Annotated in this window: 24 protein-coding genes; 9 read left to right on the top strand and 15 right to left on the bottom strand. The window is 72.4% G+C overall.

Features of this window, described 5'->3' with window-relative positions; all coding sequences use genetic code 11:
- Positions 1 to 42: 42 nt before the first annotated feature.
- The 4 genes from ITJ60_RS13565 to ITJ60_RS13580 all read left to right on the top strand — a co-directional run bounded on the left by ITJ60_RS13565 (position 43) and on the right by ITJ60_RS13580 (position 2,606).
- On the top strand, positions 43 to 507 hold the full coding sequence (locus ITJ60_RS13565) for a hypothetical protein (RefSeq protein ID WP_194648268.1): 465 nt from the start codon (positions 43 to 45) through the stop codon (positions 505 to 507).
- Positions 508 to 571: 64 nt separating this feature from the next.
- Positions 572 to 1,210, top strand: coding sequence for an exonuclease domain-containing protein (locus ITJ60_RS13570; protein WP_123294211.1), 639 nt, complete (start codon positions 572 to 574; stop codon positions 1,208 to 1,210).
- Between the two features lie 83 nt (positions 1,211 to 1,293).
- A complete protein-coding gene (locus tag ITJ60_RS13575; RefSeq protein WP_194648269.1) occupies positions 1,294 to 1,752 on the top strand; it encodes an SRPBCC family protein in 459 nt (152 codons plus the stop codon).
- A gap of 95 nt (positions 1,753 to 1,847) precedes the next feature.
- Positions 1,848 to 2,606: a GntR family transcriptional regulator gene (locus ITJ60_RS13580; protein ID WP_123294141.1), complete on the top strand. Its 759-nt coding sequence runs from the start codon at positions 1,848 to 1,850 to the stop codon at positions 2,604 to 2,606.
- A gap of 151 nt (positions 2,607 to 2,757) precedes the next feature.
- On the opposite strand, the gene ITJ60_RS13585 is transcribed toward ITJ60_RS13580, so the two are convergent.
- The 12 genes from ITJ60_RS13585 to ITJ60_RS13640 all read right to left on the bottom strand — a co-directional run bounded on the left by ITJ60_RS13585 (position 2,758) and on the right by ITJ60_RS13640 (position 13,817).
- The gene (locus ITJ60_RS13585; RefSeq protein WP_194648270.1) at positions 2,758 to 3,165 is read right to left on the bottom strand and encodes a tautomerase family protein; all 408 of its coding nucleotides are present in this window, start codon (positions 3,163 to 3,165) and stop codon (positions 2,758 to 2,760) included.
- Positions 3,166 to 3,287: 122 nt separating this feature from the next.
- Positions 3,288 to 4,022, bottom strand: coding sequence for a zinc ribbon domain-containing protein (locus ITJ60_RS13590; protein ID WP_123340505.1), 735 nt, complete (start codon positions 4,020 to 4,022; stop codon positions 3,288 to 3,290).
- A gap of 2 nt (positions 4,023 to 4,024) precedes the next feature.
- Positions 4,025 to 4,870 (bottom strand): Nif3-like dinuclear metal center hexameric protein, encoded by an 846-nt coding sequence (locus ITJ60_RS13595; RefSeq protein ID WP_194648271.1) that lies wholly within the window; start codon positions 4,868 to 4,870, stop codon positions 4,025 to 4,027.
- Positions 4,871 to 4,941: 71 nt separating this feature from the next.
- The gene (locus tag ITJ60_RS13600; protein WP_194648272.1) at positions 4,942 to 6,000 is read right to left on the bottom strand and encodes a hypothetical protein; all 1,059 of its coding nucleotides are present in this window, start codon (positions 5,998 to 6,000) and stop codon (positions 4,942 to 4,944) included.
- A 118-nt stretch (positions 6,001 to 6,118) separates the two neighbouring features.
- Positions 6,119 to 6,712 carry an RBBP9/YdeN family alpha/beta hydrolase gene (locus tag ITJ60_RS13605; RefSeq protein ID WP_194648273.1) on the bottom strand — a complete coding sequence of 198 codons (594 nt, stop codon included), beginning with the start codon at positions 6,710 to 6,712 and terminating at the stop codon, positions 6,119 to 6,121.
- Positions 6,713 to 6,741: 29 nt separating this feature from the next.
- Entirely contained in the window at positions 6,742 to 7,701 is a 960-nt protein-coding gene (locus ITJ60_RS13610) for a helix-turn-helix transcriptional regulator (RefSeq protein ID WP_123340501.1), read from the bottom strand.
- A 113-nt stretch (positions 7,702 to 7,814) separates the two neighbouring features.
- Positions 7,815 to 8,228, bottom strand: coding sequence for an ATP-binding protein (locus ITJ60_RS13615; RefSeq protein ID WP_111085614.1), 414 nt, complete (start codon positions 8,226 to 8,228; stop codon positions 7,815 to 7,817).
- The gene (locus tag ITJ60_RS13620; protein ID WP_194648274.1) at positions 8,228 to 8,563 is read right to left on the bottom strand and encodes an STAS domain-containing protein; all 336 of its coding nucleotides are present in this window, start codon (positions 8,561 to 8,563) and stop codon (positions 8,228 to 8,230) included. The genes ITJ60_RS13615 and ITJ60_RS13620 overlap by 1 nt, the downstream gene beginning before the upstream one ends.
- 60 nt (positions 8,564 to 8,623) lie before the next feature.
- Positions 8,624 to 9,832, bottom strand: coding sequence for a multidrug effflux MFS transporter (locus ITJ60_RS13625; protein WP_235036022.1), 1,209 nt, complete (start codon positions 9,830 to 9,832; stop codon positions 8,624 to 8,626).
- 113 nt (positions 9,833 to 9,945) lie between these two features.
- Positions 9,946 to 12,603, bottom strand: coding sequence for a phosphoenolpyruvate carboxylase (locus tag ITJ60_RS13630; RefSeq protein WP_194648276.1), 2,658 nt, complete (start codon positions 12,601 to 12,603; stop codon positions 9,946 to 9,948).
- 240 nt (positions 12,604 to 12,843) lie between these two features.
- Positions 12,844 to 13,137 (bottom strand): DUF2470 domain-containing protein, encoded by a 294-nt coding sequence (locus ITJ60_RS13635; protein WP_214547084.1) that lies wholly within the window; start codon positions 13,135 to 13,137, stop codon positions 12,844 to 12,846.
- Entirely contained in the window at positions 13,134 to 13,817 is a 684-nt protein-coding gene (locus ITJ60_RS13640) for a heme oxygenase (biliverdin-producing) (protein WP_194648277.1), read from the bottom strand. The genes ITJ60_RS13635 and ITJ60_RS13640 overlap by 4 nt, the downstream gene beginning before the upstream one ends.
- Positions 13,818 to 13,875: 58 nt before the next feature.
- On the opposite strand from ITJ60_RS13640, the gene ITJ60_RS13645 reads away from it, so the two are divergent.
- Both ITJ60_RS13645 and ITJ60_RS13650 read left to right on the top strand, forming a co-directional pair.
- A complete protein-coding gene (locus ITJ60_RS13645; protein ID WP_194648278.1) occupies positions 13,876 to 14,721 on the top strand; it encodes a siderophore-interacting protein in 846 nt (281 codons plus the stop codon).
- A 197-nt stretch (positions 14,722 to 14,918) separates the two neighbouring features.
- Entirely contained in the window at positions 14,919 to 15,485 is a 567-nt protein-coding gene (locus ITJ60_RS13650) for a GIY-YIG nuclease family protein (protein WP_194648279.1), read from the top strand.
- A 46-nt stretch (positions 15,486 to 15,531) separates the two neighbouring features.
- Here the strand turns inward: ITJ60_RS13650 and ITJ60_RS13655 are convergent, their stop codons facing one another.
- The 3 genes from ITJ60_RS13655 to ITJ60_RS13665 form a co-directional block, all read right to left on the bottom strand.
- Positions 15,532 to 17,082: a GMC family oxidoreductase gene (locus ITJ60_RS13655; protein WP_194648280.1), complete on the bottom strand. Its 1,551-nt coding sequence runs from the start codon at positions 17,080 to 17,082 to the stop codon at positions 15,532 to 15,534.
- A complete protein-coding gene (locus tag ITJ60_RS13660) occupies positions 17,079 to 18,533 on the bottom strand; it encodes an alpha/beta fold hydrolase (RefSeq protein WP_194648281.1) in 1,455 nt (484 codons plus the stop codon). The genes ITJ60_RS13655 and ITJ60_RS13660 overlap by 4 nt, the downstream gene beginning before the upstream one ends.
- Positions 18,534 to 18,609: 76 nt before the next feature.
- Positions 18,610 to 19,578, bottom strand: a complete 969-nt coding sequence (locus ITJ60_RS13665) for a zinc-ribbon domain-containing protein (protein WP_194648282.1) — start codon at positions 19,576 to 19,578, stop codon at positions 18,610 to 18,612.
- Positions 19,579 to 19,738: 160 nt separating this feature from the next.
- Between ITJ60_RS13665 and ITJ60_RS13670 the strand changes: the two genes are divergently transcribed.
- Genes ITJ60_RS13670 through ITJ60_RS13680 form a run of 3 tightly spaced genes read left to right on the top strand, consistent with a single transcriptional unit; the run spans position 19,739 to position 22,772 of the window.
- Positions 19,739 to 20,914, top strand: coding sequence for an amino acid ABC transporter permease (locus ITJ60_RS13670; RefSeq protein WP_228510228.1), 1,176 nt, complete (start codon positions 19,739 to 19,741; stop codon positions 20,912 to 20,914).
- A complete protein-coding gene (locus ITJ60_RS13675) occupies positions 20,914 to 21,687 on the top strand; it encodes an amino acid ABC transporter ATP-binding protein (RefSeq protein WP_131846160.1) in 774 nt (257 codons plus the stop codon). The genes ITJ60_RS13670 and ITJ60_RS13675 overlap by 1 nt, the downstream gene beginning before the upstream one ends.
- A gap of 53 nt (positions 21,688 to 21,740) precedes the next feature.
- Positions 21,741 to 22,772 (top strand): transporter substrate-binding domain-containing protein, encoded by a 1,032-nt coding sequence (locus ITJ60_RS13680; RefSeq protein WP_194648283.1) that lies wholly within the window; start codon positions 21,741 to 21,743, stop codon positions 22,770 to 22,772.
- The last annotated feature ends 263 nt before the right edge of the window (positions 22,773 to 23,035 follow it).

Genomic DNA, 23,035 nt, shown 5'->3' on the forward strand with positions numbered 1-23,035 from the left:
GACCCCGTCGTCCGGACCGGGCGACGGAACAGGAGGACGTCGATGTGGTTCGAACGCGACGAGCGCGGTGTGCACTCGGTGGGCATGGGAGCACCGGCGCTGCGGCAGCGCTTCGCCCCGGAGACCCTCGCCGCACTCGAGCAGGCCTCCCGCGCTGAGCTCGAGCAGCTGCACGACGCGATGGCCGAGCTCGAGGCGGACGTCCTGGTCGTCTACGACCCCGAGGACGACACGATCGACTACGCCGAAGAAGACCGGTTCCTCGGGATACCCCTCCCCCGGGACGCAGGGTTCCCAGTCGTCACCGGCGATCTGACCGCCGGGCTCACCGAACACGTCGAGCGCCTGCCGCTGCGCTGGCGACTGGACGGCGTCGCGGTGGCGTTCGAGATGGTGGGCACCCTGCTCGCGCCGTACTGGAAGCGCGAACGAGCCCGTCGGACGGCGACCTGGCGAGCGACGGCACGACGCCGGCGCAGCGGTTCCCGCTCGGCACGACGCCGCTGAGCGTCCGGCCGCAACGCCGAGGCGGCTTCCGGCGATGTCGGCGCCCCGTGCGACGATCGGAACCGTGCCGTTGAACTTCACCGCGATCGACTTCGAGACCGCGAACAGCTCGCCCGCCAGTGCGTGCTCCGTCGGACTCGTCAAGGTCCGCGCGGGCCGGGTCGTCGACCGGGCGTCGTGGTTCATCCGCCCGCCGTTCGGACACGACGCGTTCCTCGAGTGGAACACCCGGATCCACGGGATCGTCGCCGAGGACGTCGTCCGGGCGAAGACGTGGGAGCAGCAGTACCCCGACCTCGTGGCCTTCGCCGAGGGTGACGTCCTGGTCGCGCACAACGCTCGGTTCGACATGGGCGTCATCGCCGGCGGCTGTTCGGCCACCGGCATCGACCTCGCCGAGCACCACTCGATGTGCTCGCTCGCGGTGGCCCGCAAGACCTACACGCTCGACTCCTACCGACTGCCGGTCGCCGCGATGGCTGCCGGGTTCGAGGGCTTCCAGCACCACGACGCCGCCGCCGATGCCGAAGCGTGCGCCGCGATCGTCATCCACGCTGCCGGCCACCACGGCACCGACACGGTCGAGGCCCTGGGGGCAGCGACCCGGGTGACGATCGCCCCGGTCCGGGCCCGTGCCGAGAAGCCCAAGGCCTCGACGCCGCAGCCACGGCTGTCGAACCGCCCGATGGTGTTCGCCGACTGAGCTGACCGAGGTCACCGAGTCGGCCGAGCCGGCCGAGCCGAAGGCCCCTGTCGCGCCCTCGACCGCGGCACTACGCTCAGCGCATGGCAGCGCCCACCACGATCGAACGCGAGACCGTCATCACGGCTCGCGCCACGGACATCACGCCGTACCTGGCAGACCTGCACCGCTGGGTCGAGTGGTCGCCGTGGGAGGGGCAGGATCCCGCGCTGCACCGGACGTACACCGGTGAACCGGGGGCGGTCGGCTCGACCTACAGCTGGAAGGGCAACCGCAAGGCCGGTGCCGGATCGATGGCGATCACCCGGGTCGATGCCACCGAGGTCGACGTCGACCTGCAGTTCACCGCACCGTTCAAGTCGTCGAGCGCGGTGGCGTTCCGGTTGCACGAAGCGACCGACGGCACGCGGGTCGTCTGGTCGATGACGAGCCCGCAGAACCTGATGTCGCGCGTGATGGGCGTGTTCGTCAACATGGACAAGTTCCTCGGCGGCGACTTCGAGAAGGGCCTCGCCAAGCTGAAGGCTGCGGTCGAGCACTGACGGGAGTGGCACACCGGGGAGCAGGGCACCCGGTGGTATTGTCACGACAATCCCTCGGCATCGCTGCCGAACCCGCAATTCCCCGAAGGACCGCGATGACCAACGAAGGCCAGCTGCCGTCCGACCTGTTCATGGACCTGGACCGGTCGGGTCCCATGCCCCTCTACTTCCAGGTGGCCTCGCGCATCGAGGAGTCGATCCGCTCCGGCGTGATGCCTCCCGGCGCCCGTCTCGAGAACGAGATCGCGCTCGGCGAGCGCCTCGGGCTGTCCCGCCCGACGATCCGCCGGGCGATCCAGGACCTCGTCGACAAGGGCCTGCTCGTCCGCCGCCGCGGCATCGGCACACAGGTCGTGCACGGCCCGGTGACCCGCAAGGTCGAGCTCACGAGCCTGTACGACGACCTGGCCCAGGGATCACAGGCACCGGCGACGAAGCTCCTCGAGCGCAACGACGTCCCTGCCTCGGACGAGGTCGCCGCAGCCCTGAGCATCGAGCCCGGCACGATCGTGGCGCACATCCGCCGCGTGCGGTTCGCCGAGGACGTCCCGATGGCGATCCTCGAGAACTACCTGCCGCCGGAGTTCCTCGAGATCACCGACCAGGACCTGCAGGACCACGGGCTCTACCAGCTGCTCCGAGGCCGCGGTGTGACGATGCGGGTGGCGAAGCAGCGGATCGGTGCCCGCGCGGTGACCGACGAAGAGGCCGGTCTGCTCGAGATCGAGGACGGCGACCCCGTGCTCACCATGAGCCGCACGGCGTACGACGCCTCGGGCCGCGCGGTCGAGTACGGCGTGCACTGCTACCGCCCCGACCGCTACTCGTTCGAGGTCACCCTCGTCGACAAGTAGGCAGTTCGTGCTGTCCGCGTGACGTCGAGGTTCCACGAACTGCCGTGTGCGTGACGCCGAGGTTCCACGGACGAGCGCCGGACGCCTCGAGATGCCAAGATTTCGGAACCTCGGGCCGGGGCCGGAGCGAGCGGGCGCAGGACGCCCCCGCTCAGGCGGGCGCGGGCACGCCGAGCTCGCCGGTCACGTACTGTGCGCGCCCGAACCCGAACGACCAGTCCTGCGGGCCGTTCTCGACGTAGCCGATGAAGACGTCCTCGGACGCCACACCGATCGCCGCCAGAGCGTCGTGGACGGCCGCGTACAGCGTCGTCTTCGCCTCGTCGGTGCGCCCACGCTGCGTGAAGACCTGGATCATCACCACGCCGTCGGTGCGCTCGAAGCCGAGCCCCGCGTCCTCGGCGATGATCTGACCCGCCGGGTGCTCCGTGACGATCTGGAAGCGATCGCGCAGCGGGATCCCGTAGACGTCGACGATGGCCGTGTGGATCGCGTCGGCGATGGCGCGCACCGCCTGCGGCGTGCGGCCGGTGGCGAGGTCGATACGGACGAGCGGCATGGTGCCTCCTGCAGTTCGGGACTTTGTCCTGACAAACTAACATGGATCGAGACCCGGCAACAGAGAGCCGGGAGGCGCGGTGCCAGCTGGCACCGCGCCTGCCGTCGTCAGCGTGCGAGCGCCTACAGCCCCGACTCGGCCGTGCGCACCAGGATCGCGTCGCTGTCCGGGCAGAGCACGACGTCGTCCGGCGCGGCACGGCGGATGTCCTGCAGGTCCGAGTTGTTCAGCGCGACGCCCGACGCCGTCGACACCCCGCCCTGCAGCAGCGACGCACCGAAGCCGTAGCGGGCACGCTGCCGGTCGTAGAGCGCGAGCAGCTCGGCCGGCACCTTCGCGGCGACGTCGGCCCTGGCCTGCTCGGCAGAGGCACGGTCGGACGACAGCCGCGCGATCTCGGCGTCACGCTCGGCGACCAGGCCGGAGCGCGCGGCCTCGACGTCGGCGAGCTGCGCCTCGATGTCGCCGACCCGGGCGCGCAGGCCGTCGAGGTTCTCCATGACCTCGAGCTCGGCGGTCTCGAGGCCACCGATGCGGCGCTGCAGCGACTCGAGCTCGTTCTGCAGACCGGTCGCGTCCTTCGAGTTCGACACGTTCTGCAGCATCGTGGTGTCGCGCTCGACGCGGGCCTGCGCAGTGGCGGTGTCGGACTCCAGGCGAGCGAGCTCGCGTTCGGCGTCCTCGACCAGGCCGGTGGCGGCGACGAGTTCGCTGCGCAGTCCGGCGGCCTTGGTGCCGAGCCCGGTGAGCTGGTCGCCCTTCTGCAGCGACGTGATGCGGTGCGCGATGCGGGTGACGTCGTTGTCGAGTCGTTGGACGTCGAGGAGGATGACCTGGTCCTCGGGTGCTGCCTTCATGGTCAGACTCCTTCAGTGGGGGTGGTGGGTTCGGCCGCCGGCAGGACCGCGAAGTCCCACGGGTCGGTGCGGAGGTCGCTCACGGTGACGCGGACGCCCGCTGCCTGGCGCAGTTGCGCGGCCGCGACGTCGAGCCAGAGCCACTCGGTGGCCCAGTGCGAGGTGTCGATGAGGGCGGGACCGCCGCCGAGCAGCGCCTGTTCGCGGAACTCGGACGCCGGGTGGTGGCGGAGGTCGCTCGTGATGTACACGTCGGCAGCGAGGACGGCGGGGTGGCCGAGCAGCGAGTCCCCCGCACCGGCGCACAGTGCCACGGTGCGGACGGGCTGGTCGAAGTCGCCGGACACCCGGACCCCGGTCGCGGTGGGCGGCAGCAGGTCGACGAGCTTCCGTGCCAGGGCGCCGAGGGTCGTGCCCTCGGCGAGGACCCCGACGCGGCCGATGCCCGTCGCGGGGTCGGAGCCGGCGTCGAGCGGTCGCTGGTCGGTCAGGCCGATCCGGTCGGCGAGCACGGCCGAGGTCCCGGTGGTGACCACGTCGGCGTTGGTGTGGGCCGCGATCAGGGCGCTGCCACCGCGCACGAGGGTCGCGAGGACGCTGCCCTTGTACGTCGACTCGGCGATCGTCGTGACGCCGCGCAGCAGCAACGGGTGGTGCGTGAGCAGGAGCCCGGCACCGAGCTCGACCGCTTCACGCGCGGTCGCGGGGACGGCGTCGACGGCCAGGTGGACGTGCTCGACGGTGGCGTCCGGATCCCCGGCGACCAGTCCGACGGCGTCCCACGACTCGGCTCCTGCGGCGGGCCACAGGTCTTCGATCACGGCCTGGAGTTCGCGGAGCGTCGGCATCCGGTCAGTCTACCGAGCCGACCGCGTCGGCACCGGCAGCCGGTCCGCGCGGGGTGATCCGGGCCTCCCGGTCAGCGGCGACCGAGCGCACGGAGCAGGCCGGCGACGAGTCGCGACCACCAGCCGGGCCGGGCCGGCTCGTCGGTGCCGGTTTCGGTGTCGACGCTCGCCGGGGCGGCCGTCTCGACGACGGGCACGGCGATCGCGTCCGGCAGCACGACGGGCGTGCTCGCGGTCGTGCCCTGATGGGCGGTGAGGGCGGCCGCGAACGCCGCACGGTCGATGACCGTCGGCCCGGTGGCGGGCTGGACGAGCGGGGTGGGTCGCGTGTTCGCGGACACCGGCGACACGGCCGGGAGGCCCAGCACCGGTCGCACGGGCTCGTCGCGTTCCGGGGCGACCAGCGCCCCGGCCGGGGTCGCGGTGACGACGTCGGCTCCAGGTGCGGCTGCTGCCGTCGGTGCGGGGCGGAGCACGGCGACCGCGGGAGCGGGGGCGACGCCGGTCACGACGGCGACCGGAGCGGTCGCGGCTCGGCGGGCGGCTGCACGGTCGCGACGGTCGGACTCGGCGGCGGCGTCCTCGAGCAGGTCCGCGAAGACGGTCCGGGCGAAGGCGCGGGCTGCGGTGACCTCGGGGTCGTCCGCGCCGTCGACGGTGGCCTCCCAGGCGGCGAGGCGGGCGAGGTCCTCGTCGCGGCGACGGACCTCGTCCTCGAGCAGCACGATCCGCTCGATGGTGCTGCGACCGGTGGACGACGAGACCTGGATCGCGAGGTCCTCGATGCGCAGGGCGAGGCGCTCCGGCGGTTCGGGGAACGACGGCGCGCAGACGGCGGCGTGCCGGGCGCGGTCGCGGCGGAACGCGGGGGCTGCGGGCACGGTGCTGACGTCAGGCGCGGTGCTGGGGTCCGGCGCGGTGCTGGGGTCCGGCGCGGTGCTGGGGTCCGGCGTCTGGGCGGCGGTGGCGTCAGCCACGGCGCCGGGGCGCTGCACCGGGCCGGTGACGGGCGGGACCACGAGGTCCGCCACGTACGGCGTGCGCGTCGCCGGGGCGTCGCGGAGCCACTCCTCGACCTCGCGACCGAACGGGTCGACGAGGGGGGTGCGTGCACCGGACTGGGTCTCCATGTCCGAAGGATAAATATCGCGCGCGCCGAAACTCAGGACATCCGCGGTGTGTCGCAGCAATCCCTGCCATATCGCCCCGAACGTGAACGGCGTGTCGCCCGTCGCCCCGGGGGTCGGGTCAGAGCGTCTGCTCGAACGCGCCGAGGAGCTCCCGACCTGCGGGCCACGCGCCGACGCCGCTGGCGACGTTGACGTGGCCGAGCGGGCCGACCCGGAGCGCCGCGGCACCCATCGTCTCCGCGAACGCCAGAGCACGGTCGGCGGTGCAGTACGGGTCGTCGTCGCTCACCACCATGCGGGTCGGAACGCGGGCCGCAGCGGTGCCGGCCGGGATCGGGCGGGGCGCGGGGAACCCGGAGGCGGTGGCGGGGAAGCCCGGCGCCGCGGGGTCCGGCGGCGCGACGAGGAAGGCGCCGGCGACGGTGGGACCCTCGGCGCTTGCGACGGCTGCGGCGGCTGCCGCGTCTGCGGCGAGCCAGTCGGCGACGGCGAGCACGCCCAGGCTGTGCGCCACGAGCACCGGCGGTTCGGCGCACGACGCGACCGCGCGGGAGATGGCGTCTCGCCAGTCCCCCGGGTCCGGCTCACCCCAGGACGCCGGTGCGATGCGGACGGCGTCGTCACCGCGCTCCCGCTGCCAGACGGACTGCCAGTGCTCCGCGTCGGAGTTCCAGATCCCGGGCACGATCACCCACGGTCGAGGTCTGCTCACCCGGGCAGCGTATCGAACCCCGGACGGGACTAGCGCTGCAGGGTGTCGCGCGGGTACTCGGAGAAGCGCGCTGCGTACGCCGCCGAGAACCGGCCGAGGTGTGCGAAGCCCCACCGCATCGCCACGCTCGCCACGGTCAGGTCGCCCGTCGACGCACGGCGGAGCTCCTCGCGCACCCGGTCGAGACGGATCCCGCGGAGCATCGCGTTCGGGGCGGTGCCGACCTGCCGCTGGAACGCCTGCTGCAGACCGCGGACGCTCAGTCCGACGTGCTCGGCGACGTCGGTGGTCGAGATCGGCGTGTGCGCGAAGGCGTGCATGTACTCGACGGCCTCCCGGACGCGACCCGTGGCGCCCTGCGGCAGGGGGACGTCCGGGGCCAGCAGCTTGTGCGGGAAGGTCCGGAGCAGGGACTGGGCGGTGTCCCGGGCTACCTCTGCAAGGGCGAGCGAACTGACCGACGCCCGACCGAGCACGACCGCCGCGGCACGCTGGACCTGCGCGTTCCAGCCCCGGAGTTCGGCCGTGCGTGGCGTCGCCGTGTGGTCGAAGACGAGCGGACCCGGCTGCGCACCGTGGACCTCGGCCGCGACGCGCTCCAGGGCGGTGCGGTCGAACTGCACCAGGCTCTGCCGGACGTCCTGCAGGTCGAAGGCGAAGGGCCGGCCGGTCGGGAACATCATCGGGCTGGCGGGCGTGAACGCGACCTCTTGCCGTCCGATGTCGACGCGCCCGCCGCCGTCCGTGGTCCACATGACGACGTACTCGTCGCGGACGTCCAGCTCACCCTGCATCCGCGCGTCGAACCGGGTCGATCGGAACGACATCACGTCGTCGCCGACGACGCGGAAACGGTACGCGAACGGTCGCTCCGTGCGGGTCGCGGTGAAGCCCACACTGGCGTAGGCGTCCTCGTACATGTGCACGGCAGCGTCGAGATCGGCCCCCGACGTCTCGAAGCTGATCCTGGGATCCGGTTCGGCTGTCATCGCGCGAATCGTGACACGGCGGCCAGGAACCCCGGGAATCCCCGGCGGCACCTTGCGGATTGTGGCCCACCGAGTGCGCGAGACGGACGAAGCGACGGGCCGGGTGGTGGAGGTCAGTGACGGGCGCGCAGGACCGTCCACCGGTTCTCGTCGGCGATCCGCTCGTACCGCAGGTCGTCCACGACCATCCGGACCAGGGCGAGGCCGCGGCCGCTCTCGGCGAGTCCGTCGGGCAGCTCGGCCGACTCGGTGTCCACGGTGGCGGCGACGCCGTCGTCGGAGAGCAGTGCCGCGAAGCGGTCCGCTCCGATCTCGAGGCGCAGGCGACAGGAGACGCCCTCCGGGCGCGTCCCGTGCTCGATCACGTTCGAGGTCAGTTCGACGATCGCGAGCTCGAGGGCCATCCGGTCCTCGACGGAGACCGAGGGTTCGTGCTGCCACACACCCGCCAGGAACTCGTGCACGGCGGACACGTCGTCCGGCGGGCATGACAACGCGAGCGTGTGCTCGGCGGCCGAGGCGGTCATCACCAGTCGGTGACCGCAGCGTCCCCGTCGGGGTACGTGCGGAGGATCTTGTCGATGTTGGAGAGCTGCAGGACCATCTGCACCTGCTCGGACGGCGCCGCGATGCGGAGGTCGCCGCCCGCCTGCCGCGCGGTCTTCAGGCTGCCGACCAGCGCGCCGAGCCCGGACGAGTCCATGAACTCGACACCGGAGAGCTCGACCACGACGCGGGCACGTCCGTTGTCGACGACCTTCGTGACCGCCTCGCGGAACGCGGGGGCGGACACCATGTTGAGGCGCCCGCTGCACTCGAGTACCGCGGTGTCGGGCTGCGCTTCGTGTACGACGATGTCCATGCCGGGTGGTCTCCTCTGATCGGTGCGCCTTGCAACCAGCAACCTACCGGCTCCGCCGTGTCAGGTCCCGCTGCGGTCCCGACGCGTCGCGGTGACCTGCACCACGACGGCCGCGGCCATGAGTGCCGCCATGACCCCGCCCATCGCCAGTGCGGTCCCGCCGAGCGCGCCGGCGAGCGGTGTCCCGAGGCCGCCGATCCCGAACGTCAGGCCGCCCTGCAGGGCCGCGGCCGTCCCCGGGTGCGCCGCCCCGACGTGCTGCGTCCGGGTCATCGCCGCGGGCAGCACGAAGCCCCACGCACCCGTGACGACCGCGAGCGCGCACCAGACCGGCACCGGTCCGAGGTCGAGCAGCGCCGAGACGAGGACCGCCGCCGCGCCCGCGGTGCCGACGAGCAGTCCGACGGTGAGCAGGGAGTCCTCGGAGAACCGGCCGACGACCCGGCCGAACACCAGGGTGGTGACGATCATCATCGACGCGTTCGTGGCGAAGACCAGCGTGTACATGCCCTCGGAGAAGCCGAACTGGGTCTGGAACACGAACGAGCTGGTCGCGATGTACGCGAAGAACCCCACGGTGGACAGCACCCCGCTCAGCACGTAGGCCCGGAACCGCGGGATCGCCAGCAGTTCGCGGATGCGTCGACCGTTCGCGGCGAAGCCCACGCCCCCGCGTCGCTCCGGCGGCAGGGTCTCGCGGAACCGCAGTACGACCATCGCGAAGAACAGCGCGCCGAGCACCGCGAGCACGACGAACATGATCCGCCACGTGCCGAACGTCAGCACGGCGCCCCCGGCCAGGGGTGCCACGACGGGGCCGATCGCGTTGATCGCGGCGAGCGTGCCGAAGACCTTCGCCATCCGCGTCCCGCTCGCCACGTCCGACACCATCGCCCGGCCGGCGACCGCTCCGGCCGCTCCGCCGAGCCCCTGGGCGATGCGGGCGAGGACGAGCGTGACGACGTCCGGTGCGAGGGCGCACCCGACCGAGGCGAGCGCGAACACCGCCGTGCCGACGACGAGCATCGGCCGCCGGCCGACCCCGTCGCTGACGGGGCCGACGAGCAACTGCCCGACCGCGAAGGCGACGAGGAACGCCGTGAGCGACAACTGCACGGCACCGGGGGTCGTGCCGAGGTCGTGGGCGATCTGCGGGAGCGCCGGGATGTACATGTCCGTGGCGAACGGCGACACCCCGACGATCAGGGCCAGCGGCACGATCGGCGGCAGGGTGGTCGTGGTGGGCTTCCGGGTGCGCTCCGTCGTCACGATCGACACGCTACGCGCACCCGAATCGATTCGACGGGGGTACGGCGTGCGCGCTGGCGGACAGGAGGCCCGTGGCGGCACCGCCACGGGCCTCCTGTCCGCCTCGGCCGGCGTCAGCCGGTGTTCTGCAGGCCGGCGGCGATCCCGTTCACGGTGAGCAGGAGCAGACGGTGGTCGGCGTCGGTCGGGTCGGTGCTGCCCGTCGTCCGGATGGACCGGAGCGCGCGGAGCTGCAGGTGCGACAGCGCGTCGACGTAGGGGCTGCGCAGGCGCACGGCCCGGGCCAGGACCGGACGGTCCTCGAGCACGTCGCTGCCGCCCGAGATCCGGAGCACCCAGTCACGGGTCCGCGTCATCTCGTCGAGCACCTTGGCGGCGAGGTCGTCGCGGTCGGCGAGCTCGAGGTACCGGCGGGCGATGTGCTCATCGGTCTTCGCGAGCGACATCTCGACGTTCTTGATCATCGCGCCGAACAGCGGCCACTCGGCGTACGCGGCCCGCAGGACGTCGACGTCACCGACCGCCTCGAGCGCGGAGCCGAGCCCGTACCAGCCGGCCAGGTTGATCCGCGCCTGCGTCCACGAGAACACCCACGGGATCGCCCGGAGGTCCTCGAGTGACTCGACGGACAGCCCGCGGCGGGCCGGGCGGGAGCCGAGCGGGAGCAGCCCGATCTCCTCCATCGGGGTGACCCGTGCGAACCACGGAGCGAACCCGTCCGCCTTGACAAGCTCGTAGAACGCGACGCGCGACACGTCGTCCAGCTGCTGCGCGAGGTCGGCGAACCGGGTGGCAGCAGCGGCCGTGCGCGCCTCGTTGGACGGCGACGACGCGAACAAGGTGGCCGAGGCCATCTGCTCGAGGTGACGGGCCGCGATGTCCTGGTCGCCGTACTGCGCGAAGATGACCTCGCCCTGCTCGGTGAGCTTCAGGCGACCGTCGATCGATCCCGGCGGCTGCGCGAGGACTGCCTCGTTGGCCGGCCCGCCGCCGCGGCCGAGCGAACCGCCGCGGCCGTGGAACAGGGTGAGCTCGACCTCGTTGTCCCGCGCCCAGTCGGCGATGCGGGCCTGGGCGTCGTAGAGCGCCAGGTTCGCGGAGACCGGACCGACGTCCTTCGACGAGTCCGAGTAGCCGAGCATGACCTCGAGCCGGCGGCCGGTCGCGGCGAGACGACGCTGGAACGTCTCGGTGCGGACGGCCTCGTCGAGGATGTCGACGCTGGCGTGCAGGTCGGCGAAGGTCTCGAAGAGCGGGATGACGTCGAGCACCGGCGCGGCCTCGGGCGAGCCGAGTGCGGCGACGGCGAGCTCGTGCACGTTCGCCAGGTCCGCCGCCGACTGCGTGAACGACACGATGTACCGGCTGGCGGCACGGACCCCGTAACGGTCCTGCAGGTCGGCGATGGTCCGGAACACCGCGAGGACCTCTTCGGTGGTCTCGCTCAGCGCGCCGCCGGCCCGGATCTCCGCCAGGGCGGTGCGGTGCACCTGCGAGTGCTGCCGGACCTCGAGCTCGGCCAGGTGGAACCCGAAGGTCTCGACCTGCCAGATGAGGTTCTGCAGCTCGCCGTTCGCCGGCCGGATCGCGCCGGCGGCGACGAGCGACGCCTGGATCGTGCGGAGGTCGGCGAGCAGGGCGTCCGGTCCGTCGTACGCGAGCGGCGTCGTGCCCTGGCGGGTGGCGTCGATGCGCGCGGCGGTGAACAGGAGCGCGCGGCGGTGCGTCTCGTTCGGGGCGCGGACACCGATGCGCTCGGCGATGCCCGGGTCGAGCGACTCTTGCGCCGCCACGAGCGCGGTGAGCCCGGCGTCGGCCGGGGTGTCGCTCGCGTCGAGGGTCAGGGCACTGCCGATTCGGGTGGTGGCGCGGGTGAGCCCGATCAGGATGTGCTCGGCCGCGATCTCCGCAGCCTGGCGCGTGATGTCGGCGGTCACGTGCGGGTTGCCGTCGCGGTCACCACCGATCCAGGTGCCGAACCGCACGAACGCGGGCGCCGTCACCGGTGCACGTCCGGCGTCGTCGCCCTGCAGCCGGTCGTCGAGCAGGCGGTAGACCTGCGGGACGATCTCGAACAGCGTCTGGTCGAAGACGCTCATGGCGGTGCGGACCTCGTCGAGCGGGGTCGGGCGGGTCGTGCGGAGCGGCGAGGTGCGCAGGAGCGTCGTGATCTCCTCGAGCAGCCGTCGCTCGTTCTCGGCACGCGCCGTGGCGTTCTTCGAGCGGTCGCGCTCGTCGATGAGGTCCGTGATGCGCCGCACGCCCGTGGTCACCGCACGACGGCGGGCCTCGGTCGGGTGCGCGGTCAGCACCGGGTGGAACCGCAGCGTCCGGAGTCGCTCCGCCGCCTCGGCCTCGCCGACCTCGGCCACGAGCTCGGCGTAGGTCGCGGGGAACGAGTCGCCGGCCAGGCCGCCGTCGTCGCCGCGCTGCCGGAGCACCCGCACGCGGTGGTGCTCCTCGGCCAGGTTCGTCAGGTGGAAGTACGTCGTGAAGGCCTGCGCCACCGCTTCGGCGCGCTCGGCCGACATCGCGGACACGAGGGTCTGCGCGCGGACAGCACCCTCGGCGTGGTCGCCCTCGTAGGCGTCGATCACGGCCGCACGCAGCGACTCCACGTCACGCAGCAGCTCGTCGCCACCGTTCTCGCGCAGCACCCGGCCGAGCAGGTTGCCGAGGTAGCGCACGTCGGCGCGCAGGTCACTGTCGACCGCGCCGCTGACGTCGTCCCGAGCGCGCTCATGGCGCGCCGATCCGTCGATCGCCGTCATGGGGTCCTTTCGGGGTCGTCCGGGAACACCGTCCCGGCTCCGAGCAGCGTATCGGCCCGCGGCCACCCGTGACGTCGACCGTCCGGACGGACCAGCGGGCAGGGCGCCCGGAACGCGTCCGCGCGCAGCGTGGGCATGCAGGAGGGACGCCGGGATCGCGACGCGTGGCGGGAGCACCCCTGCAGTTGCGACGCGGTCCGCGATCCCGGCGGGTCTGTGGTCGGCGCGGATCGGCTCGGTTCAGCTCGGTTCGGCGAGCTGGGCCTGCGCGGCGGAGTGGACCTCGACGATCTGCACCCGCGCCGAACGGCGGTCGGTCAGCGGCGACGTCCAGGGCACGATGACCTGTTCCTCGTCGCCGTCGTCGAGCCGGGCGATCCAGACACCGGCGATCGCGTCGATCTCGGTCATCGTCGCGGCCACGGCGGTCGCGGCCCCGTTCGCACGGACGATCGCCAGGTTGTCGGCCGCGTGGTCGGCGTTCATGTGCCGGAGGACCGCGCGGCGCGCCTCGTCGTCGAACGGCTCGGTCACGCGGTCACCGCCACGTCGCCGACCCCGTCGGTGACCGGACGACGCCGGGCATCGAGCCCCTCGAGCAGGCCGTTGTTGAGCGAGTACGCCAGTTCGACCTCGGCGATGACCCGCTCCTGTTCCTCGGCCGTCCACGGCGCCGCGTCGAGCTGCGCGCGGTAGGTGTCCTTGAAGGCACTCGGGTCCGCGACCTGGTCGAAGATGTAGAACAGGACGCCGTTCGTGTCGAAGCCGAACTGGTCCGAGAGCATCCGACCGATCATCTGCCCGCCGGACAGGTCGCCGAGGTACCGCGTGTAGTGGTGCGCGACGAAGGCGCCCGGCCACTCGGCCGCGACCTCGTTGAGCCGCCGCACGTACGCCGTCGTGGCGGGGAGCGGGCAGACCAGCTCGGACCAGTCCGGGCCGATCAGGTACTCGAGGTCGGCACGGATCGCCGGCATCCGGGTGAGCTGCGAGGTGACGAACGGCGCCGCCACCGGGTGGTCCGCCATCCGTTCGGCCGCACGTTCGAGGGCGTCGTAGACGAACGAGTACTGTCCGAGCAACGCCGCGTAGTCGGCGACGTCGCACTTCCCGCCGAGCAGGTCGTGCATGAAGCCGTTCCCGGCCGAGGAACCGTGCGAGCGACGCGTGCGCTTGCGCAGCAGCTCGGAGAACGGGATGACGGTCGTGTCCATGAGGTAAGGCTAACCTTAGTTCGACAAACGTCAAGCAGGAGAGAGGACGCTCGTACCGATGAGCTCCAAGCCCAAACGCCCCCAGCACGTCTTCGTCGTTGACCGCACCGAGCGACTGTCGCCCCACATGGTGCGCGTCCACCTCGGCGGACCGGCCTTCGACGCCTTCGTGGGCACCGCCGACCCGGACAAGCTGGCCGCCACCGACAAGTACGTCAAGCTCCTGCTCGCCAAGCCGTCGCTCGGCCTCGAACCCCCGTACGACCTCGAGGAACTGCGCGAGACGCTGCCGAAGCAGGACCGACCGGCCCGCCGCACGTACACGGTGCGGGCCGTCGACCACACCGCGAAGACGATCGCCGTCGACTTCGTCGTGCACGGCGACGACGGACTCGCCGGGCCCTGGGCCGCAGCGGCGCAGCCCGGCGACAAGCTCGCGCTGTCCGGTCCCGGCGGTGGCTACGCGCCCGTCGACGACCCGGACGTCACCCATGTCCTGCTCGGCGACGACAGTGCCCTGCCGGCCATCGGCGCCGCGCTGGAGTCGATGTCCGACACCGCCACGGGCGTCGCCCTGGTCGAGGTGGCCGGCCCTGCCGACGAACAGGAGATCGCGCACCCGGCGGGGGTCGACCTGCGGTGGCTGCACCGCGACGCCACCGGCGCCCAACCGGGCACGCTCCTGCTGGAGGCGGCCCGGGCGCTGCCCCGTGCCTCCCGGCCGGTCCAGGTGTTCGCACACGGCGAGCGGACCGCGATGAAGGCGATCCGTCGGCTGCTGCAGGACGACTGGGGGCTCGAGAAGCGCGAGATGTCGCTGTCGGCCTACTGGGCGCTCGGCCGTGGTGAGGACCAGTTCCAAGAGGAGAAGCGCGAGCCGGTCGGCGTGATCTTCACCGACTGACGGGTCTCGGCCTGCACGGTTCTTCCCAGAGCGGTTGCGGTGGGAAGCGGAAACGGGCGTACCTGGTCGTTCCAACCGACCAGGTACGCCCGTTATCGGCAGGTACGCGCCGGTTCGGCGCGGGTGCGCGGGTGCGCGGGTGCGCGGGGCGGCCGGGAGGCCCGGGGGGCGTCGGTGGGTCGGGCTAGCGTTCGGGCATGGTCACCTCGTCGTGCTGCGTGCCGGGTTGTGCGGGCCCCGCTGCGGACGCCCTCGCGGGCGTACCCCTGTGCGCGACGCACGTCTCGCTGGTGACGGAGTTCGCGGCCGAGCACGTCGGCGTCGAGGACGCCCTGCCGGGGCCGTGCCCGGTGTGCGGAGCCCGCGTCGGGGTGCGGTTCCCGACGGCGTTCGTCTGCGCGCGCTGCGAGTGGCGGTGGGGCGACGTGCCCGACGGCGACCTGGCTCCCCCGCGGGTCGACGTCGTGTATTACCTGCGGATGCGCGACGACTTCGGCGACCGGGTGAAGATCGGCACGACGATGAACCCGAAGCAGCGGCTGGCCGCGATCCCGCACCAGGACCTCCTGGCGTTCGAGCGGGGTGACCGGTCGCTCGAACGTCGGCGGCACGCCCAGTTCGCGGCCACCCGGTACCCCGGCACCGAGTGGTTCCGGGCGACACCGGACCTGCTCGCGCACGTCGACGCCGTCGCCGCCGGTGTGGACGACCCGTGGGACCTGCACGCCCGGTGGACGAGCGAGGCACTCGCACTGCGCGGCTGACCGAGCGGGCCGGAGCGCGTCCGCGCCGACGGCCCGCCCACGCAGGTCAGGCCGCGCGGAGCATCCGGTCGGCGGTGCGCAGGGACAGCGCCATGATCGTCAGCGCCGGGTTCGCGATGACGGCGCTCGGGAACACCGAGTTGTCGGCGATCCACAGGTTCGGGACGTCCCACGAGCGGCCGTCCGGGTCGACGACCGAGGTCTCGCGGTCCGCGCCCATGCGGGCCGTGCCGATGGTGTGTGCGGTGCGCTCGAGGACCCGGACGTCCTTGCCGCCGGCGGCCTCGACGATGGTCGTCATGGTGCGGACCGCGTGGCGGCGGATCGCGTCCTCGTTCGCGCCCGGGGTGAACGAGACCCGGGCACGTGGCACGCCGTGCTCGTCGACCTCGTCCGCGAGGACAAGCCGGTTGTCGTCGTAGGGCAGGCACTCGGCGTTGATGCCGACACCCGCCGAGTGCGGGTAGTCCTGCAGCGCCTGCACGAGCTCGGCACCGCGCAGGCCGCCGCCCCGGATGAGTGTGTTGGCGAAGGTCTGCGGCTGCACGCCGAGGCTCTGGATCAGGTACCCGCCGGCGAAGTCCGCGTCGGCGGGGCGGACGAAGTCCTCGGTGATGATCGACGACGGGTAGCCGCGGTAGGAGCGCATCGACTCGTCGAACCGCGCCCAGACCTGGGTGGCGCCGTGCGCGGTGAAGTTCCGGCCGACCTGGTCGTTGCCGTTCGCGAGCCCGGTGTGCAGCAGCAGGCGTGGGGTCTCGATGCCGCCGGCGGCGAGCACGAGGGCACGGCAGCGCTGCCGGTGTTCGCGGCCGTCGTGGGTGTACAGCACGGCGCTGACCTCGCCGGCGGCGTCGAGCTCGATGCCGTGCACGAACGAGTCCGGCCGGATCTCGGCGCCGAACGCCACCGCCGTGGGCAGGTAGGTGGTGTCCATCGAGACCTTCGCGCCGTTGCGGCAGCCCTGGTGGCACGAGCCGCAGGCGACGCAGGCGTGCCGCAGGCCGTGGTGTTCCTGGTGGCGGTCCTCGGTGGTCAGCCCGACGGGGGCGTCGGTCGCGGTGATGCCGGCGGCCGCTGCCCCGCGCATCATCATGTCCGACGAGGCGTTGCGCGCCGGTGGACGCATCCGGTAGCGGCGGGACGGGTCCCACGGGTAGTGCTCGGGTCCGGCGACCCCGACGTCGTGTTCGACCTGCTCGATCCAGCCGGTGAGTTCGGCGTGGCTGATCGGCCAGTCCTCGCCGACACCGGACGCGGAGCGGAGCGACAGGTCGTGCGTGCTCGGACGCGGGGTGAACGCGCCCCAGTGCAGCGTCGAACCGCCGACCCCGGTGCCGCTGTTGTTCGGTCCGAACGCCGTCGGTGCGCCGCCGCCGCTCAGCCGCTCGTCCATCCAGTTGATGTCCCCGGGGGCGGCGACCTCGTCGGGCACGTGCTCGCCCGGCTCGGTGTTGCGACCGGCCTCGAGGGCGACGACCCGCAGGCCACGTCGGGCCAGGGAGGCCAGCAGGGGCGCTCCGCCGGCTCCGGTGCCGACGACCACCACGTCGACGACGTCGTCCGTGCCGTAGGTGCGCTGTCCGTCGAGTCTCATCGTGCTGCTTCCGTCGTCGTGGTGCCGTCGTGGGTGTCGTCGTGCGTGTCGTCGCGGGTGCGCTCGCGGCGGTCGGGGGCCGCTGGCTCCCAGGCCTCGCGCTGATCGGCGGCGAGCAACTGGAAGCCCTGCTTGCGGACGCCGTCGCCCCCGTTCGCGAAGCCGTCGAAGTCGATGGCCGCCATCGTCGCGGGGTGCGCGAGCCAGTGCTTCACGAGGTCGACGCTGGCGTCCTCGTACCAGGCGCGCAGCTGCGCTGCGTCCATCTCGGTGTCCAGCACGGCGTCCACCACGTCGTCGCGTCCGGCGTCGGGCACACCGTCGGCGCCGTACCGGCCGGCGGCCACGTCCTGCAGGGCGTTGTCGAGCACGCCGTCGTGTGCCGGCCGGGCGAGCACGTCGAGCGCCGCCCGGTACGCCTCGAGGTCGGTGGGCATGCCGTCGACGCGCCATCCGTCACCGAGCCCCGCGGCGAGCTGGTCGTCGACGCGCAGGGCGAGGTCCACCTGACCGTCGCCGGGCTGCGGCACGACGATCCGCGCGATCGCACGGAGGGTGTCGAGCTGCCGAGCAGTGAGTGCTCGCGGTTCGGCGGACGGGTCGTCGGGCAGCGCGCGGGCCGCCAACAGGGAACGCATCCGCGCGCTGACCCGCGGCGAGGCGATCACCCGTGCCTGCTCGACGGGCACGACGGGCGCCCCGGTGAACCGGCGGGTCCAGAAGTCGCGGATGCGGTCCGCCACCGCCTCGGGCTGCTCCCACGGCAGCAGGTGGGCAGCACCCTCGACGACGTGGAGCTCCGAGTCGGGCCAGTGCGGCAGCGTCAGGCGCCGCTGTGCCTCGGCGTCGAGGTCGCCGTCCTCGGCACCGGCGAGCACGAGTGCCGGCACGGGGTTCGGGGCCGCGTCGGACCAGTCCTCGCGGCTGCCGCGCGTGAGCCACGCGGTCCACGCGCCGGGGTCGGCGCGCTCGACGTCCTGCACGGCCGTCGTGTGCCGCTCGGGTGCCAGGGTGGACGCGGTGTTCGCGTCGACGAACTCGGCGGCGTGGGCCGCGCTGATCGGGCCGTCCGCCGCCCAGGACAGCATCGCGGCGCGGCGGTCGTCGTCCATCGGCTCGGGCGCCAGCGGCGAGGCCGCGAGCAGCACCACGGCGCGCAACCCGAACAGGCCGTTCGCTCCGGACATCGTGCGGTCCGCGACGACCGTGGCGACCTTGCCGCCCATGGAGTGACCGACCAGCACCCACTCGCTCGCACCGCTGGCGCCGATCGCGCGCTCGACGAGCACGGCCATTTCCTCGACGGTGGTGCCGGACGACGCCGGGCTGCGGCCGAAGCCGGGCAGGTCGATGCCGATGAGTTCGAGGTCGTCGCGGATCAGGGCGCGGCGCAGCAGGGCGAACTCCTCGGAGCTCGCCCCCAGCGCGTGGAGGCAGAACGCAGGGGTCACTCTTCTTGCCTACCGGTCGCTCCGTGGCGGACCCAGGCGGCGTGTACCCCGTCGGCCGATCTTGTCCCCCGATCGGTCACCGTGCGTACGCGTCCACGAAGAGGTCACCGCTGATCTCCCGCAGGGTGTCGGCGAGCCGGTCGACCGTGCGGCCGGAGATGCCGGACACCTGCAGGTCGTACGGCCCGAGCGCCGGCAGGCGTCCGGTGCGGATGCGCACGACCTCCCAGCCGACGGCACGGACGGCGCGGTCCTTCCTGCGGTCGGTGTCCTGCCGCGGGCCGACGTGCTCGAGGCCGTGACGGCCGGTCGAGTCGTACTCGATCGCGACGCGCAGCTCGGGCAGGATGATGTCCGGCCAGACCTCGACGTGGTCGAAGAACGGTCGGTCGAGGCGGATCGCGGAGTGGTCGTAGGTGAACGCGAACCGGTCGGACAGCGCCGCGCGGAGCTCTGCCTCGACCGCGGACGCCGTCGCCGGGGCGCAGACGCTCGTGAAGGACTCGCCCGAGGGCAGCCGCGGGGTCTTCGGGCAGATCGTGCGGGGCACCGGCTGACTCGGACGTCGCGGCGTGCCCGGCGCCGGTCGACGTGCACGGGTGCGGCTCGAGGCGACGGCACCCGCCGGGGTCCCGCGGGAGGGCGCTGCCGGCAGGGTCTGGCGACCGCTGGCCCGGACGACCCGCTGCGGGACCGGCACCTGCGACGGCCAGTCGGACGGCAGGACCGGCCAGCGCTGGGGCTGCGCCTGCACCGCGCACTCCGGGCACCACACCGAGCGCCGGCGTTCACGACCCGGTCGGGACCGCTGTTCGGCCGGCGTGGCGACGAAGACGTGGCCGACGTCGCACTCCCACGTCAGCAGGACCTCGGCCGCCGGCGGGACCTGGGTCAGGACGACGCCGTTATTCCAGTCCGGGTGGTACTGCCGGATGAGCACCGGGTACGGCGCCCAGTCGGCGCGGAACTGCCCGACGGCGTACGGCACTGCCTCGCCGCGCGACCACTGTCGGCGGCGCCACCACGCGTCGACGGGTTCGGCCACGTCCACACGCTAGGCACCGCCACCGACACTGCGGGGAACCGGAAAGTACGTCGCGTCACGGAACGTCATGCGCGCGTCGACTGTGACGCAGGGTTCCGCCCCGTAGCGGTGTGTTTCACAGTGCGTTGTCCAGGCACCGCGACCCTTCTACGGTCGCGACATGACCGACACCAGAACGGGACTGCCCCGCGACGCGACCAGCGCCGTCGCCGGCACCGACGGGGTCGACGCGACCGGCGTCGACCACGCGGCCGGAACGCCGGGCGCACCACGGGCCTCCCGGCCGACCGTCGCGAGCGACGCGACCGACGCGACCGACACCTCCGTGGACGCCGCCGGACGCGCCGCGCTCGACCGGCCCGTCCTCCCGTTGCGGCACCCGCTGCGCTGGATCGCCGCAGCCGTCGTGCTGGTGGTGCTCCTGAACTTCGTCGAGACGCTGTTCACGAACGAGTCGTGGGGCTGGCCAGCCGTCGGGAAGTGGCTGTTCAGTCCGGCGATCCTGACCGGCCTGCAGCTCACACTCGTCGCGACGGCGCTCAGTGCGGTCATCAGCTTCACCGGCGGCATCGTCGTCGCGATCGCCCGGCTCTCGCGCAACCCGGTGCTTTCCGGGTTGGCGTGGGGCTACGTCTGGCTGTTCCGCTCCGTGCCGCTCATCCTGGTGCTCGTCTTCCTGTACAACCTCGGGTCGCTCTACCCGACGATCGGCATCGGGATCCCGTTCGGGCCGCAGGTCGAGGTCGCCACGGCCAACGTCCTCGGCGACCTGGCCATCGGTGTGATCGGCCTGAGCCTGAGTGAGATCGCCTACGCGTCCGAGATCGTCCGCGCCGGCGTGCTCGCCGTCGACCACGGCCAGCACGAGGCCGCGCAGGCCCTCGGACTCCCCCGACGTCGCCAGTTCGTGCGGGTGATCCTGCCGCAGGCGCTGCGGTCGATCGTGCCGGCGTTCGTGAACCAGGTCGTCGGGCTGCTCAAGGCGTCGTCGCTGCTGTTCTACGTGTCGCTGCTCGACCTGTTCGGGGTGGTGCAGAACCTGTCCAGCACCTACCCGACCGACATCATCCCGCTGCTCGTCGTCGCGACGCTCTGGTACCTCGCGCTCACCAGCGCGGTGTCGGTCGTGCAGTACTACGTCGAGCGGAGGACCGCCCGCGGCTCGGTCCGGGCGTTGCCGCCCACGCCGTTCCAGCGGGTGCGGGCCGCCGTGCGTCGCGGTTCCGGACGTGGGCCGGGACGGCCTGGAGGCCCGGATCGCCCCCGGCAGGCCGCCTCCGCCGCGCGCGGGGTCGCGTCCGGCCCCGGTTCCACCATCGACGACAGGACCATCTGATGAGCGCAGCGATCAGCATCCACGGAGCCGTCAAGGCGTTCGGTGACACGGTCGTCGTCGACGGCGTCGACCTGTCGTTGCCGTCCGGGAGCGTCACCGTGGTGCTCGGCCCCTCCGGGTCCGGCAAGTCAACGCTGCTGCGCGCGATCAACCACCTCGAACCGCTCGACCGCGGCGTCGTCACGGTCGGCGGCGAGACGATCGGCGTCCGGCTCCGGACCGGGCGCGACGGGGTCCCCCGCTACAAGGAACTGCCCGAGCGCCTGATCCTGCGGCAGCGGTCGCGGATCGGCTTCGTGTTCCAGCACTTCAACCTGTTCCCGCACCTGACCGCGCTCGAGAACGTGGCCGAGGGGCCGATCGCCGCCGGGGTCCCCCGTGCCGTGGCGCGCGACCGCGCGGCGGCCCTGCTCGAGCGCGTCGGACTCGGCGACCGTGGCGACACCCGGCCACGGCAGCTCTCCGGCGGGCAGCAGCAGCGTGTGGCCATCGCGCGGGCGCTGGCGCTCGAGCCGTCGGTCGTCCTGCTCGACGAACCGACCTCGGCACTCGACCCGGAGCTCGTCGGCGAGGTGCTGGGGGTCATCCGGGGGTTGGCGGACACGGGCACCACGCTCGTCATCGTCACCCACGAGATCGCCTTCGCCCGCGAGGTCGCCGACCACGTCGTGTTCCTCGACCACGGCCGCGTCGTCGAGCAGGGCTCCCCCGCCCAGGTGCTCGACGATCCGCAGCACGCTCGCACGCGGGACTTCCTGTCCCGCGTCCGCTGACGCCGTCCCCTCGACGTTCCCTTCTTCCCCTTCCACCCGATCCCAGGAGAACCATGTCCCCCACCACCCCCGCACGCTGGCGGAACCGCGCCGGCGCCCTCGTCCTCGCCACCGGAGTCGTCGTCGCCCTCGCCGGGTGCGCCACGTCGGCGACGGCCGGCTCCGGCTCCGGCTCCGGCTCCGGCGCGTCCGACGGCACGGTCACGATCGGCGCCGCGTCGAACGGTGCCGCCACCGAGACGAAGGTCACCGTCGACGCAGACCAGAAGCTGCACGACGAACTCCCCGCGTCGATCAAGAAGTCCGGCAAGCTCGTCGTCGGCATCGGTGCGCTGCCCGCCGGGTTCCCGCCGCTCGCGTTCACCGGCGACGACCAGAAGACGCTGACCGGCTCCGAGCCCGACCTCGGTCGTCTCGTCGCCGCGAAGCTCGGCCTCGAGGCCCAGGTGCAGAACGCCACGTGGGACAACCTGTTCGTCGGGATCGACGGCGGCAAGTACGACGCCGGGTTCTCGAACATCACGGTGACCGAGCAGCGCAAGGAGAAGTACGACTTCGCCTCGTACCGCCAGGACAACCTCGCGCTGCAGGTGCCGGAGGACTCCTCGTTGACGTTCGACGGCGACCCGTCCGTGCTCGCCGGCAAGACCGTCGCCGTCAGTTCCGGCACCAACCAGGAACTCATCCTGCTCGGCTGGAAGGCCGACCTCGCGAAGCAGGGCAAGACGATCACGATCAAGTACTACCCGGACGGCAACGCCGTGAAGCTGGCGCTCGACTCCGGCAAGATCGACGCCTACTTCGGGCCGAACCCGACGGTCGCGTACCAGAACACGTTGAGCGCGGACGGCGCGAACCCCACGAAGACGGCCGGCACGTTCTCCGGCGCGGGCGGGGATCTGCAGGGGCTCATCGCGGCGACGACGAAGAAGGACAGCGGGCTCGCCGAGCCCATCGCAGACGCCATCGACGAACTCATCGACGACGGCACCTACGCCAAGTGGCTCAAGGCCTACAACCTGTCGAACGAGGCCGTGGAGCACTCCGAGGTCAACCCCGAGGGGCTGCCGCTCGACGCGAGCTGAGCGGGGCCTGGGCGACTCGGAACGACTCCCTCGATGTCACACGACGTCGAGGGAGTCGTTCTGTGCGCGCGCGGTGCTCGGCGCCGATGCGGAACGACATCGTCGACGTCGGACGACGACCATGGTGTCGCTCGTTGCGCGTGCATCGTCCGACATTCCACGAGGTGATCGACGCGTGCATCGTCGGAACATGCACGCGCACCGACCGCGCGCACCGACCCCGAACGACATCGTCGACGTCGCACGACGACCACGGTGTCGCT

It is taken from the genome of Curtobacterium sp. VKM Ac-2884, from assembly GCF_015350945.1.
Taxonomy (GTDB): domain Bacteria; phylum Actinomycetota; class Actinomycetes; order Actinomycetales; family Microbacteriaceae; genus Curtobacterium.